The sequence below is a fragment of the Pseudonocardia aurantiaca genome (genome assembly GCF_039526725.1).
In the GTDB taxonomy this organism is placed as follows: domain Bacteria; phylum Actinomycetota; class Actinomycetes; order Mycobacteriales; family Pseudonocardiaceae; genus Pseudonocardia; species Pseudonocardia aurantiaca.
The window spans coordinates 226,979-239,990 of the sequence record NZ_BAAAJG010000012.1 but is presented as its reverse complement, the minus strand read 5'-3'; the positions used below and the strand labels follow the sequence as shown (position 1 = coordinate 239,990).

Below are 13,012 nucleotides of genomic sequence, written 5' to 3'. Positions count from 1 at the left end.
TGGAAAGACTGCCCGCAGGGCGGTACCCCGTCAAGAGGTATCTTTAGGGAGCGATACAGAAAGGTGGGGCCATGGCGGAGCGCGGACGGCCGCGCGGGTTCGACCGCGCCGAGGCGCTGCGCCGTGCCATGGAGGTCTTCTGGGAGCACGGGTACGAGGGCGCGTCCATCAGTGACCTGACCACCGCCATGGGGATCCGCCCGCCCAGCCTCTACGCGGCGTTCGGCGCCAAGGAGGACCTGTTCCGCGAGGCCGTCGCGCGCTACGAGGACGTCGAGGGGGAGCCGCCGCTGCGGGCGTTGCGCGAGGCGCCCACGGCGCGGGAGGGCGTGGAGGCGATGCTGCGCGCCAACGCGCACGCCTATACCGAGCCCGGCCGCCCCACTGGCTGCATGGTGGTGCTCGCCGCCACTACCTACACGCCCAGCACCGAAGGCATTCGCGACTTCCTTGCCGAGCAGCGCCGGCTCTTGACGGCGGCGGTTCGTGAGCGTCTCGACCGCGGTCAGGCTGAGGGCGACGTGCCGTCCGGCGTTGACGCAGGTGCGCTTGCGGCGTATGTCTCATCTGTCCAGTTCGGAATGTCCTTGCAGGCCAGGGACGGTGCCACCCGTACCGAGCTGACCGCCGTGGTGGAAACCGCGATGGCGGGGTGGGAGTGTGCGGCGCGGCCGCGCGCGTGACCGAGGGCAGGAGGAGATAGCGTCGGCGCCCGTGGTGGAGCATTTCGCGATCAACGGCGGCGCGCGGCTCGAAGGCGCCGTCGACGTGATAGGGGCGAAGAACAGCGTCCTCAAGCTGATGGCCGCGGCGCTGCTGGCCGAGGGCACGACGACCCTCACGAACTGTCCGGAGATCCTTGACGTCCCGCTGATGGCCGACGTCCTGCGCAGCCTCGGCTGCACGGTCGAGGTGAACCACGACACCGTCACGATCGACGTACCGGCCGCGCCGGGTGCGCAGGCCGACTACCGCTCGGTGTCCAAGCTGCGCGCATCGGTGTGTGTGCTCGGGCCGCTCGTGGCCCGGTGCAGGCGCGCGATCGTGCCGCTGCCCGGCGGTGACGCCATCGGCTCCCGGCCGCTCGACATGCACCAGGCCGGGCTGCGCAAGCTCGGTGCCACCACCGAGATCGAGCACGGCCGGGTGGTCGCGCAGGCCGACGAGCTGCGCGGCGCGCAGATCTGGCTCGACTTCCCGAGTGTGGGCGCCACCGAGAACATCCTCATGGCCGCCGTGCTCGCCGAGGGCGTCACGGTGATCGACAACGCGGCGCGCGAGCCGGAGATCGTCGACCTCTGCACGATGCTCCAGCAGATGGGCGCCAAGCTGGAGGGCGTCGGCACGTCCACGCTCACCGTGCACGGCGTCACCGGGCTGCAGCCCACCACGCACCGCGTGATCGGCGACCGGATCGTCGGCGCCACCTGGGCCTTCGCCGCGGCTATGACCCGCGGGTCCGTCACGGTGCGGGGGGTGGACCCGCACCACCTCGACCTCGTGCTCGACAAGCTGCGCACCGCGGGCGCCGACACGACGATCGGCAACCAGGAGTTCACCGTCCGGATGGACGGGCGGCCGCGCGCTGTCGACTTCGTGACGCTGCCCTACCCGGGTTTCGCCACCGACCTGCAGCCGATGGCCATCGCGGTCTCCGCTGTCGCCGAGGGCACGTCGATGATCACCGAGAACGTCTTCGAGGCCCGGTTCCGGTTCGTGGACGAGATGGTCCGCCTCGGAGCCGACGCGCGCACGGACGGCCACCACGCCGTCGTGCGGGGCGTCGAGCGGCTCTCCAGCGCACCGGTGTGGGCGAGCGACATCCGGGCGGGGGCCGGGCTCGTGCTCGCCGCGCTGTGCGCCGACGGCCGCACCGAGGTGTGGGACGTCGAGCACATCGACCGCGGCTACCCCCGGTTCGTGGAGAACCTGCGTGCGCTGGGCGCCGACGTCGCCAGGGTGAGCACCGACCCTGACCGCTGAACAGGGGGGCAACCCCACCCTTGTTCAGGGGATGCCCGGATGGGCCGGGGGCGCCTCCGCCGCCACGCTTGACGGGTGATCACCGACTGGCTGAACTCGTTCTTCACGATGCTCGACGCGATCCCGGCGTGGCAGCTCTACGCCGTGGTCGGTGCCCTGCTGGTGCTGGAGACGACGGTGCTCGTCGGGCTCGTCACGCCCGGCGAGGTCGTCCTGCTCGCGGCCGCCACCACGGTCGGCACCGCGGGTGAGTACGCGGCGCTCGCCGCCGTCGCCGCCGGTGCGAGCATCGTCGGCCAGACGGGCGGCTACTTCCTCGGCCGGACCTTCGGCGGGCGCATCCGGGCGAGCTGGGCCGGACGCAAGGTCGGGGAGCCGAACTGGCTGCGCGCGGAGGCGTTGCTGCGCGGCGGCACCGGACGCGCGCTGGTCGGGTCGCGGTTCCTCGCGGTCGCGCACTCGCTCGTGCCGGTGATCGCCGGGACGCTGCGGATGCCGCTGCGCCGGTTCGCCCGGTACACGGCGCTCGGGGCCGTGCTGTGGGGGCTCGTGTACGTCGCGCTCGGCAGCGCCGCGTCCGCCGCGGTGCGGCACAGCGCGCACCTCATCGGGCCGACCGCGACGGGGGTGGCGATCGCTGCGGTGGTCGTCGTGCTGGTGGTGCGCGCCGTCCGCAAGCACCGCCGTGGCACCCCGCCCGCGGCGGAGGAGATGGTGACGGCGGCGTCGCGCAACGACGTCTGACGCGCTGCTGGGCCGGACGGAGCAGCACGCGCTGCGGAGTCACTGCCCACGTGCGACCGTCGGTCCGTGAATGCCCGATGAGCAGCGTCAGCCAGTCCGCGAAGCAAGCGGCGCGGAGCACACCGATGCGGACGGCCGTGCGGGTCGGGATCCTCTGTTACGGCGTGACGCACCTGCTGATCGCCTGGCTGGCGCTGCAGATCGCGTTCGGCGACGCAGGAGAGCGCGCCGACCAGACCGGGGCGTTCCAGACCCTCACCCAGCAGCCGCTTGGCCGGGCGCTGCTGTGGGTGCTGGTGGTCGGGTTCGCCGCCGTGGCGCTGTGGCGGCTGGAACAGGCCATCAGGGGCTTCTCCTACGAGGCCGACCGCACGAGGCGGCTGCGCAAGCGCGCCGTCAGCGGCGGCAAGGCGGTCATCTTCGCGCTGCTCGCCGTGCTGGCCGCCCGGACCGCGTCCGGCGGTGGCAGCGGAGGAGGCGGTCAGGGGGCCGCTGCCGGCGTGCTCGGGTTGCCCGGCGGGCAACTCATCGTCGGGGCCGTGGGGATCGGCATCGTGGTGGCCGGCATCGTCACGATCGTCAACGGGGTGCAGCGGAAGTTCCTCCAGGACATGGACCTCCCGATCGACCCGAAGGCCCGGGCCAGTGCGCTGCGCACGGGCCAGATCGGTTTCGTCGCGAAGGGTGCGGCGATCGTGCTCATCGGGGTGCTCGTGGTGGTCGCGGCCGTCCGCTACCGGCCCGACGAGGCCGCCGGCCTCGACGTGGCCCTCAAGACGCTCGCGGCCCAGCCGTTCGGGCAGTTCCTGCTCGTCGCCGTCGCGCTGGGGCTGGCGGCCTACGGCGTCTTCTGCTTCTTCGACGCGCGCTACCACCGCGTGTGACGCATACCTAGCAACGCTGCTCGGGATGCCGAGCAGAGCTAGTCTGATCGGGACCCCGACGCGGAGGTGCCCGGTGCCGTACCCGACCGACCGTGAGCGCGACCGTCCGTGGGTGATCCGGACGTACGCCGGGCACTCGTCGGCGGAGAAGTCGAACGCGCTGTACCGGCGCAACCTCGCGAAGGGCCAGACGGGCCTCTCGGTCGCCTTCGACCTGCCCACACAGACCGGGTACGACCCCGACCACGAGCTGGCCAGGGGCGAGGTCGGCAAGGTCGGGGTGCCGGTGAGCCACATCGGCGACATGCGCGCGCTGTTCGATGGCATCCCGATGGCCGAGGCCAACACCTCGATGACGATCAACGCGCCCGCGATGTACCTGCTGGCGCTCTACGTCGCCGTGGCCGACGAGCACGGGGCCGACCGGAGCCAGCTCGCGGGCACCACGCAGAACGACATCGTCAAGGAGTACCTCTCCCGCGGCACGTACGTGTTCCCGCCCGCGCCGAGCATGCGGCTGATCACCGACATGATCGCCTGGTCGGTGGCCAACATCCCGAAGTGGAACCCGATCAACATCTGCAGCTACCACCTGCAGGAGGCCGGGGCCACGCCTGCCCAGGAGCTCGCCTACGCCCTCTCCACGGCGATCGCGGTGCTCGACGCCGTCCGTGACTCCGGCCAGGTCCCGCAGGAGCGGTTCGGTGCCGTGGTCGCCCGCATCTCGTTCTTCGTCAACGCGGGCCTGCGGTTCGTCGAGGAGATGTGCAAGATGCGCGCGCTCGCACAGCTCTGGGACGAGATCACCCGGGAGCGCTACGGCGTCGAGGACCCGAAGCAGCGGCGGCTGCGCTACGGCGTGCAGGTCAACTCGCTCGGGCTCACCGAGGCGCAGCCGGAGAACAACGTGCAGCGCATCGTGCTGGAGATGCTCGCCGTGACGCTCTCCCGCGACGCGCGCGCCCGCGCGATCCAACTCCCGGCCTGGAACGAGGCGCTCGGCCTGCCGCGGCCATGGGACCAGCAGTGGGCGCTGCGCATGCAGCAGGTGCTCGCCTACGAGACCGACCTGCTGGAGTACGAGGACATCTTCGCAGGCTCCCGGGTGGTCGAGGCGAAGGTCGCCGAGCTCGTCGAGGGCGCCCGGGCGGAGATCGAGCGTGTCCAGGAGATGGGCGGCGCCGTCGCGGCCGTGGAGTCGGGCTACATGAAGGGCCGGCTCGTCAGCTCGCTCGCGGAGCGGCGCAGGCGGATCGAGTCGGGTGCGGACGTCGTCGTCGGCGTCAACCGGTTCGAGAGCACGGAGCCGAGCCCGCTGCAGGCCGAGGGCGCCGCTGCGATCGAGACGATCGACCCGGCGACGGAGGCCGCAGCCGTCGAGGCGCTGCGGGCGTGGCGCGCCGGCCGGGACGCCACGGCTGTCGAGAGCGCGCTCGGGGGGCTGCGAGACGCAGCCAAGACCGACACCAACCTGATGGAGGCCTCGATCGCCTGCGCGAAGGCGGGTGTCACGACGGGCGAGTGGGCGGGGGTGCTGCGCGAGGTGTTCGGCGAGTTCCGGGCGCCGACGGGAGTTTCGGCGGCTGTAGCGGGCGGGGTGGTCGGGGCCGAGATCGCCGAGGTGCGGGAGCACGTGCGCGCGGCGAGCGCGGCCATCGGGTCCCGGCTGCGCATGCTCGTGGGCAAGCCCGGGCTCGACGGGCACTCCAACGGCGCCGAGCAGGTGGCGGTGCGCGCCCGCGACGTCGGGTTCGAGGTGGTCTACCAGGGCATCCGGCTCACGCCCGCGGAGATCGTCGCCGCCGCGGTGCAAGAGGGGGTGCACGTCGTCGGGTTGTCGGTGCTCTCCGGTTCGCACCTGGAGGTCGTGCCTGCCGTCGTCGACGGCCTGCGCGCGGCCGGGGCGGGCGACGTGCCGGTGGTGGTGGGCGGGATCATCCCGTCCGACGACGCCGCCGAGCTGCGCCGCCGGGGGGTGGCCGCGGTGTTCACGCCGAAGGACTACCAGCTCACGGCGATGATGGACGAGATCGTCTCGCTCGTGCTCGCCGCGCACGGCGGGGACGGCCAGGCGCCCGGCTAGCCGCCCCCGTTCTCCTCGGCGTCCTCGCGCTCGCCTCGCCGGCGGAAGAACCCGAACCCGGGGATGCCCTGGATGGCCTGGCGCACCTCCTTGAGCTGCTCGAGCAGCTCGTGGACGTCCGGCCCGACGCGGTCGAGCGTCGCGAGGATCGGCATGATGTCCGTCTCCAGGTGCTCGGTGAGCTGCGGCAGCTGGTCGACCAGCCGGACCGCGGCGTGCACCTCCTCCTCGGAGAACTCCTCCACGAAGCGCAGGGCGAGCGGGGCCGCCCGGCGCGCGATCGGCTCGTAGGTCGCGAGCAGGTCGGCGGCCCCGTCCGCCGCTCCCGATGCCTTGTCGACGACGGCACCGGCCTGGTCGGCCACCGCGGTGGCCCGCCCGACCAGGCTGCCGGCGTCGTCGGCCACGCCGCCGGCCCGCGTGACGAGCCCGGCCGCGTCGACCGCCACGGCGTCCACCCGTTCGACGAGCACGGTGGCGCTGTCGGCGGCAGTGCGGACGTCGGCGAGCAGCGCGTCGACCGTGCGGACCATGGCGGCGGCGTCGCGCAGCACCCCGTCCACGCTCGTGACGGCCGAGCGCACGCCGACCAGCAGCTCGTCGACCGAGCCCACGATCGCCTCCGCCCGGTCGACGACGGCCTCGGCGCGGCCCGCGACGGCCCCGATCCGCGCGACCAGGCCCTCGGCGTCGTCGAGCAGGCGGGAGGCGCGGTCGGGGAGCGCCGCCACCAGATCGACGGCCTCGTCGGTCCATCCGGCGACGGCCCGTGCGCCCGCGATGACGTCGGAGGGGCCGATCCAGACGGGGAGCCCGGCTATGCGCAGCATGGTCGAATCCTCGCGCATCCCGGCGGGGACAGCCGGGCGGCACGACCGCTCGCCGCAGGTCGGCTGTCCGGAACCGACTGGAGTATCCGGTTCCCGGGCGTGTCATGGCAACCGATCGAGTGAACCGTCTGAACTGTTCGGCGACGGGTTGCGGTCGGGTAACGAGTGGCCGCAGGCGCACCCCAGGCTGGAGCCCCGTTCGGCGGAGTCACTACGTTCGGGCGATCGTCCGTGGCCGATCTGGCCGCGGCCGGGAGGAACGGAAGGGGACGACTCACCATGGCGCAGCGATCCTGGAGTAGGCGCGACTTCCTCCGCCGCACGGCAACAGCCGGCGCGATGGCTCTCGGCGGGGCCGCGGCGTTGTCCGCGTGCACGCAGGTCCCGCAGGGCGGGTCGCCGGGCTCCGGTGGCACCGGCACCCTGCAGCGGGCGCGGGACGCCGGCACGATCACGGTCGGCATCGCCAACGAGGCGCCCTACGGCTTCACCGACGCGCAGGGGAAGGTCACCGGCGAGTCCGTGGAGGTGGCCCGCGCCGTGCTCGGCAAGCTGGGCATCCCGCAGATCAACGCCGTCACCGTCGATTTCGGGTCGCTCATCAGCGGCCTCACGCTCTCTCGTCAGTTCGACATGGTCACCGCCGGGATGTTCATCACCTCCCAGCGCTGTCAGGCCGCGGCGTTCTCGGTGCCCGACTACACCGCCCCGACGGCGTTCCTCGTGGCCACCGGTAACCCCGAGGGCGTCCAGACGTTCGATCAGGTGCGCGACAAGAACCTGACCGTCGCGGTGCTGAACGGCGCGGTCGAGCAGGGCTACGCCAGCGAGAGTGGCGTACCGGCGGGCAACACCCAGGTGCTCGCCGACCAGAACGCGCTCCTGCAGGCCGTCACGACCGGGCGGGCGGCGTGTGCGGCGCTCACCAACATCTCCCTCAACAACGTCGTGTCCAACAACCCGGGCGCCGGGGTGGAGGTGACGCCGGGCTTCTTCCCGGTGATCAACGGCAAGCAGGAGATCTCCGCGGGGGGGTTCGTCTTCCGGACGGGCGACGACATGGTCAACCCCTTCAACACCGAGCTGACCGCGATGCACCAGTCCGGGCAGTGGCTGCAGATCGCGCAGCCGTTCGGCTTCAGCCAGGACAACATCCCTGGGCCGAACGTGACGACGGAGAGCCTCTGCGCCGCCTGACGCGGAGGCGACACTGGTGTTCGAGAACCTCCCGCTGATCATCTCCCGTCTCGCGGCGGGCATCCCGCAGACCGTGATCGCGACGGTCGGCGGCATCGTGCTGACGATCGTGCTCGCAAGCGTGGCCGGCCTCGCCCTGCTCTCGCGCTCCCGACTCGTGCGCACGGTGAGCCGCACCTACGTCGAGGTCTTCCGGGGCACGTCGGAGGTCGTCCAGCTGTTCTGGATCTTCTTCGTGCTGCCCGCCCTCGTCGGGTACCAGATCATCCCGCTCGCAGCGGGTGTGCTCGTGCTCGGGCTCAACCACGGCGCCTACGGCGCGGAGATCGTCCGCGGTGCCGTGCAGTCGGTGCCGAAGGCGCAGTACGAGGGGTCGCTCGCGCTGAGCCTCTCGCCGCGCGACCGGATGCTGCGGGTGATCTTGCCGCAAGCCCTGGTCGAGATGCTGCCGCCGTTCAACAACCTGTTCATCCAGCTGCTCAAGAGCACCGCGCTGCTCTCACTGGTGGTCGTGAACGAGGTCGTGCGGCAGGGACAGCTGCTCGTGCCGAACCTCGGCGTCGGGGAGACCCTGACGATCTACCTCGTCGAGCTGCTGATCTTCCTGGTGCTCGCCCTCATGATCACGGCCGTCATGCGGGCGCTGGAGCGGCGGGCGAGCGCGCGCCTCGGCAGGACGCCGGCGCCGCGGGCCCGGCGCGCCGCGGTGGGAGGTGTGGCATGACGGTCGGGTGGGACTGGGCGTACGCGATCGAGATCCTCCCGGCGCTCTGGCAGGGACTGCAGGTGACCCTGCTGGCGACGGCGCTCGGGTCGCTGCTCGCGTTCGCGCTCGGGCTGGTCTTCGCGGTCATCCGGCGCAGCCGCGTGCCGGTGCTCGACCCGATCGTGCGCGGGTTCGTCGAGCTGTGGCGCAGCACGCCGCTCCTCGTGCAGGCGTACCTGATCTACGCGGTGCTGCCGGGCGTCGGCATCACGCTCAGCTCCCTGACGGCAGGTGTGATCGCCCTCGGACTGCATTACGCCTGCTACACCTCCGAGGTCTACCGTGCCGGGATCGACGCGGTGCCCCGCGGGCAGTGGGAGGCGGCCAGCGCACTGAGCCTGCCCCGGCACCGGGTCTGGCTGGGGGTTGTGCTGCCGCAGGCGGTGCCACGGGTGCTGCCTGCGCTCGGCAACTACGTCATCTCCATGTTCAAGGAGGTCCCGCTGTTGCTGGCCATCGGTCTCGTCGAGGTCATCACCGTGGCCAACCAGATCACGGCGCAGACCTTCCGCCCCGTGGAGCCGCTGACGATGGCCGGGATCCTGTTCCTGCTGATCAGCTACCCGGCATCGGTGCTGGTCCGGAGATTGGAGCGTCGTGTCGGAGTCATCTGAGCCGATGATCGTCTTCGACGGGGTCGAGAAGCGGTTCGGCGACAACGTCGTGCTGTCCGACCTGGACTTCACCGTCGCGCCGGGCGAGCACGTCACGCTGATCGGGCCGTCCGGGTCGGGCAAGACCACCATCCTGCGGCTGCTGATGTGCCTGGAGTCGGTCACCGAGGGCACGATCAGGGTCGCCGGTCGCTACCTCTCCCATATGGAGAAGGGCGGCAGGCTGGTCCCGGCCGACGAGAAGCACAGCCGCGAGGTGCGCAAGCGCATCGGGATGGTGTTCCAGCAGTTCAACCTGTTCCCGAACATGACGGTGCGCGGCAACCTGATCGAGGCGCCGACGCGCGTGCTGGGCCTGTCGAAGGACGAGGCGAACGCGCGCGCCGAGGAGCTGCTCGAGATGGTCGGGCTCCGCGAGCGCATCGACGAGCACCCCTCGCGCCTGTCCGGGGGTCAGCAGCAGCGCGTGGCCATCGCGCGGGCGCTGGCGATGCAGCCGCGGGTGCTGCTGCTGGACGAGGTCACCTCGGCGCTGGACCCCGAGCTCGTGGCCGGGGTGCTCGCGCTCCTGAAGCGCATCGGCGAGACGACCGACATCACCATCCTCTGCGTCACCCACGAGATGGGCTTCGCGCGTGACTTCTCCGACCGGGTGATGATGTTCGACGGCGGTCAGGTGATCGAGGACGCCGCACCTGCCCAGCTGTTCGCCGCGCCGGAGCACCCGAGGACGAAGGAGTTCCTGAAGGCGGTGCTGGAACGCCCCTGAGGGGCTCTGGAATTGAGGAGCTCTGGAAATTGAGGGGCTCTGGAAATCAGGACGCGGAAATCAGGACGCGGGTCGGCAGAGCGCCTCGGTCGTCAGGTCCGGCCGGGGGAGGTTCGCCTCCGTCATGCCGAACGGACGGGTGATCCGCAGCCACTCGCCCGACTCCTGTATGGCCGTCAGCTCCGCGTTGAACGCCGCGAGCAGCTCGGTCTCGCCGGTGCGGACGGCGAACGCGGCACCGGGCACCACGGCCCGCCCTTCCACCATGGGAGTGACGGGCGCGGTGATCTCCACGGCCTCGCCAGGGTTGCGGCGCAGCTCGTCGGCGAGCGAGATGCGGGTCAGCGCGCCGACGGGCACCTTCCGGGTGGCGACGGCCCGGAACAGCTCCGACTGGCTGCCGACGATCTGCAGCCGGTCGTCGGCGACGCCCGCGGCCCGCGCATAGTCGATCTCGGCCGAGCCCGCCAGCACCGCCAGCCGCACACCGGAACGTGCCACGTCGGCGAACGTCTGGACGCGGCGCGGGTTGCCGGTGCGCACCAGGAAGGCCGGCGGGGCCACGAAGTCCGGCCGGGTGAACGCGACCTGCCCGCACCTCGCCGGAGTGACCGTCATCCCGGCAGCGACCAGGTCGAACTGGCCGTCGCGCAGCCGGGTGAGCAACTGGTCGAACGGCACCTGCACCGCGTCCAGCCCGGGGACGCCGAGCCGCGTGAGCACGGCGCGGGCCACCTCGGGCTGGACGCCGGTGACCCGCCCGCCCGCGTCGGCGTATCCGTAGGGCCGCTCGCCGGAGATGCCGATGCGCAGCGTGCCGGCCTGCCGGGCCCGTTCGAGGGTGCTCCCGGCCGGGCTCCCGCACGCCGCGGCCGCACCGATCGGGATGGCCGCTGCGAGAGCGAGGAGCCGCCTTCGGGAAAGCATTGGGGGCAGGTTATCGATTTCCCGGCGGGTCGCCCGTTCTGCTGCGGCGCGACTCGTGGGCGAGGATTGCGAGCTGGATCCGGTTCGTGAGATCGAGCCTGGTCAGCGCGCTGGAGATCGTCGCCTTGATGCTCGACGTCGACAGGTGCAGTACGCCCTCCGGCTCGATGCCGTGCCGACCGGGCTCCTGCTCGCCCTGCAGGTGCTCACCGGCGTGTTCGGCGGGGCCGGCTACGCGGCGGCGTTCGGGCTGCTCGCCCTTCGGCTCGACCAACGCCGCGGACCGATCACCCGGGCCGTCGCCGCCGCGCTGATGCGGAGGCTCGTCTACGGGCGCAGGAGTACGTGACGGGTAGATGGGAAGCGGGCGAAGTCCTCGTCCAGCGTTGCGGGTGCGTCGTCAGCGGAGCTGATCGGACTCGACGCCCTCATCAAGGGCCTCATGCAAGGCTCGGCCGGACGTGAAGTCGAGATGGGGGTGCGGTCCGGTGCCGCCGGAGAACACAGGTACCTCCGGTCGATCGTAGGCATCAGCTCAGTCAACTGGCGCGCGTCGCTGATGCGGACCGGCTCAGTCCGGCCAGACCGCCTGCCGCTTCTCCAGGAACGCCGCCATGCCCTCGCGGGCACCGGGGCTCTGCGACAGCGACGCCATCACCTCGATCGCGATGGCGTACGCGTCGGCCTCCGGCCGGTCGAGCTGGGCGTAGAGGGTCTGCTTGCCGACACCCTTGCCGAAGCGGCTCCCGCGGGTGGCGCGCGCCAGCAGGTCGTCGACGCGCTCGTCCAGCTCGGCGTCCGGCACGGCGTAGTTGATCAGGCCCCACTCGGCGGCGGTGGCCGCGTCGATGGGGTCGCCGGTGAGCGCCAGCTCCATGAGCCGCTTGCGCCCGACGTTGCGGGCCACGGGCACGGCCGGCGTGTGGCAGAACCAGCCGCCCTTGCCGCCCGGGAGGGCGAAGCGCGCCGACTCCGCCGCCACCGCGAGGTCGCACGACGCCACGAGCTGGCAGCCCGCCGCCGTCGCGATCGCCTGGACGCGCGCGACCACGACCTGGGGCACCTCCTGGATCGTGCGCATGACCTGTGTGCAGAGCCGCAGCAGGTCGCGCACGCCCGCGAGGTCACGGGCAGCGACGTCGGCGAAGTCGTGGCCCGCGGAGAACGCCTTGCCCTCGGCGCCCAGGACGATCCCGGTGGCGTCGCTGCTCCCGGCCGTCTCGAAGGCGTGCAGCAGCTCGCGCAGGTGGCCCTCCGACAGCGCGTTGCGCCGCTCGGGCCGGTTCATCGTGATCCGGACCGTGTCCCCGTCCTGCTTGACCAGCAGGTGCTCGTAGTTGGCCATGGGCCAACGGTAGCCGCGGCGGCGTTGCGGCCCGAGGTGCTGAGTGCGGAGTTTCCGCTACCTGACGCGCTGAGGTCGTGGTAGCGTCCTGACTTGTTGACCAGATGCGCAAATCTGGTCAACCGGTCAGGAGGGGGAGCGTGGCGGGGTCGGACGTCGCCGGGGCGCGTGTCGGGCGGGTGCTCGATGCCGCGGGTGAGTTGTTGGTTCGGTGGGGGTACCAGCGAGTCACGATCGACGAGGTCGCCCGCCACGCAGGCATCGGCAAGGGCACGGTCTACCTGCACTTCCGCACGAAGGACGCGCTCTTCCTCGCCGTGCTGCTGCGGGCGCAGGCCGGGGTGGCCGAGCGGGCGGCCCAGCGGGCGGAGGCGGACCCGGAGCACGCCATGCCCGCGCGGCTCGTCCGCACGCTCTACCTGGAGCTGAGTGCCGATCCGGTACTGCGGGCGATGTACCTCTCCGACGTCGAGATCCTCGGCAGGCTCGCCCACGAGGCTGCCGACACCATCGGTGAGCTGACCGCGCACAGAGACCACGTGCTCGACGAGCACCTGCGGCTGCTGCGGGAGGCGGGCTGCCTGCGCGCTGACCTGACGCTGCCCGAAATGCGCTACACGTTCGACGCGATCGCCACCGGCTTCATCGTCGTCGACGGGTTCAGCGGCTCGCACAGGCCACCTCCCCTCGCGGTCGAGGAACGCGCAGACCTCCTGGAACGCGCCATTGCCGCCGCCATCCAGGTGCCGGAGCCGCCCGCCGCCGAGCTGGCGCGCGTCGCCCCGGCCGTCGCCCAGCTCTACCGATCGCTTCTGGACCACATCGACCACGACGAATGGCGCCCTCGCGGCCGGTGACCCCGGACGTCCC

At 71.8% G+C, this 13,012-nt stretch carries 14 protein-coding genes; 11 read left to right on the top strand and 3 right to left on the bottom strand.

Translation table 11 applies throughout. The features are described from left to right. The first annotated feature begins 71 nt into the window (after window positions 1–71). The 5 genes from ABD143_RS20970 (at window position 72) to ABD143_RS20950 (ending at window position 5,694) form a co-directional block, all read left to right on the top strand. Window positions 72–683 (top strand): TetR/AcrR family transcriptional regulator, encoded by a 612-nt coding sequence (locus tag ABD143_RS20970; RefSeq protein ID WP_343980924.1) that lies wholly within the window; start codon window positions 72–74, stop codon window positions 681–683. Window positions 684–714: 31 nt separating this feature from the next. Further along, window positions 715–1,983, top strand: coding sequence for a UDP-N-acetylglucosamine 1-carboxyvinyltransferase (gene murA, locus ABD143_RS20965; protein ID WP_343980921.1), 1,269 nt, complete (start codon window positions 715–717; stop codon window positions 1,981–1,983). A 75-nt stretch (window positions 1,984–2,058) separates the two neighbouring features. Further along, complete coding sequence (locus tag ABD143_RS20960; RefSeq protein ID WP_343980918.1) at window positions 2,059–2,727, top strand: DedA family protein; 669 nt, start codon at window positions 2,059–2,061, stop codon at window positions 2,725–2,727. 125 nt (window positions 2,728–2,852) lie between these two features. After that, window positions 2,853–3,611 carry a DUF1206 domain-containing protein gene (locus ABD143_RS20955; protein ID WP_343980916.1) on the top strand — a complete coding sequence of 253 codons (759 nt, stop codon included), beginning with the start codon at window positions 2,853–2,855 and terminating at the stop codon, window positions 3,609–3,611. 73 nt (window positions 3,612–3,684) lie between these two features. Further along, the gene (locus ABD143_RS20950; protein ID WP_343980914.1) at window positions 3,685–5,694 is read left to right on the top strand and encodes a protein meaA; all 2,010 of its coding nucleotides are present in this window, start codon (window positions 3,685–3,687) and stop codon (window positions 5,692–5,694) included. Here the strand turns inward: ABD143_RS20950 and ABD143_RS20945 are convergent. Further along, complete coding sequence (locus ABD143_RS20945; protein ID WP_343980912.1) at window positions 5,691–6,524, bottom strand: hypothetical protein; 834 nt, start codon at window positions 6,522–6,524, stop codon at window positions 5,691–5,693. The genes ABD143_RS20950 and ABD143_RS20945 overlap by 4 nt on opposite strands. Window positions 6,525–6,803: 279 nt before the next feature. On the opposite strand from ABD143_RS20945, the gene ehuB (ABD143_RS20940) reads away from it, so the two are divergent. The 4 genes from ehuB (ABD143_RS20940) to ehuA are packed head-to-tail and all read left to right on the top strand — an operon-like array spanning window position 6,804 to window position 9,870. Continuing rightward, a complete protein-coding gene (gene ehuB / locus ABD143_RS20940; protein ID WP_343980909.1) occupies window positions 6,804–7,721 on the top strand; it encodes an ectoine/hydroxyectoine ABC transporter substrate-binding protein EhuB in 918 nt (305 codons plus the stop codon). A 16-nt stretch (window positions 7,722–7,737) separates the two neighbouring features. Continuing rightward, the gene (gene ehuC / locus ABD143_RS20935; protein ID WP_343980906.1) at window positions 7,738–8,445 is read left to right on the top strand and encodes an ectoine/hydroxyectoine ABC transporter permease subunit EhuC; all 708 of its coding nucleotides are present in this window, start codon (window positions 7,738–7,740) and stop codon (window positions 8,443–8,445) included. Next, entirely contained in the window at window positions 8,442–9,101 is a 660-nt protein-coding gene (ehuD, locus tag ABD143_RS20930; RefSeq protein ID WP_343980904.1) for an ectoine/hydroxyectoine ABC transporter permease subunit EhuD, read from the top strand. Before ehuC ends, ehuD begins: the two co-directional genes overlap by 4 nt. Window positions 9,102–9,105: 4 nt before the next feature. Then, a complete protein-coding gene (gene ehuA, locus ABD143_RS20925) occupies window positions 9,106–9,870 on the top strand; it encodes an ectoine/hydroxyectoine ABC transporter ATP-binding protein EhuA (protein WP_343981095.1) in 765 nt (254 codons plus the stop codon). Window positions 9,871–9,930: 60 nt separating this feature from the next. Here the strand turns inward: ehuA and ehuB (ABD143_RS20920) are convergent, their stop codons facing one another. Beyond that, window positions 9,931–10,797 (bottom strand): ectoine/hydroxyectoine ABC transporter substrate-binding protein EhuB, encoded by an 867-nt coding sequence (ehuB, locus tag ABD143_RS20920; RefSeq protein ID WP_343980902.1) that lies wholly within the window; start codon window positions 10,795–10,797, stop codon window positions 9,931–9,933. A gap of 145 nt (window positions 10,798–10,942) precedes the next feature. Here ehuB (ABD143_RS20920) and ABD143_RS20915 point away from each other — a divergent pair, with 145 nt between their 5' ends. Then, complete coding sequence (locus ABD143_RS20915; protein WP_343980899.1) at window positions 10,943–11,146, top strand: hypothetical protein; 204 nt, start codon at window positions 10,943–10,945, stop codon at window positions 11,144–11,146. A 222-nt stretch (window positions 11,147–11,368) separates the two neighbouring features. On the opposite strand, the gene ABD143_RS20910 is transcribed toward ABD143_RS20915, so the two are convergent. Next, the gene (locus tag ABD143_RS20910) at window positions 11,369–12,142 is read right to left on the bottom strand and encodes an enoyl-CoA hydratase-related protein (RefSeq protein WP_343980896.1); all 774 of its coding nucleotides are present in this window, start codon (window positions 12,140–12,142) and stop codon (window positions 11,369–11,371) included. Between the two features lie 140 nt (window positions 12,143–12,282). On the opposite strand from ABD143_RS20910, the gene ABD143_RS20905 reads away from it, so the two are divergent. Continuing rightward, on the top strand, window positions 12,283–12,999 hold the full coding sequence (locus ABD143_RS20905) for a TetR/AcrR family transcriptional regulator (protein WP_343980893.1): 717 nt from the start codon (window positions 12,283–12,285) through the stop codon (window positions 12,997–12,999). The last annotated feature ends 13 nt before the right edge of the window (window positions 13,000–13,012 follow it).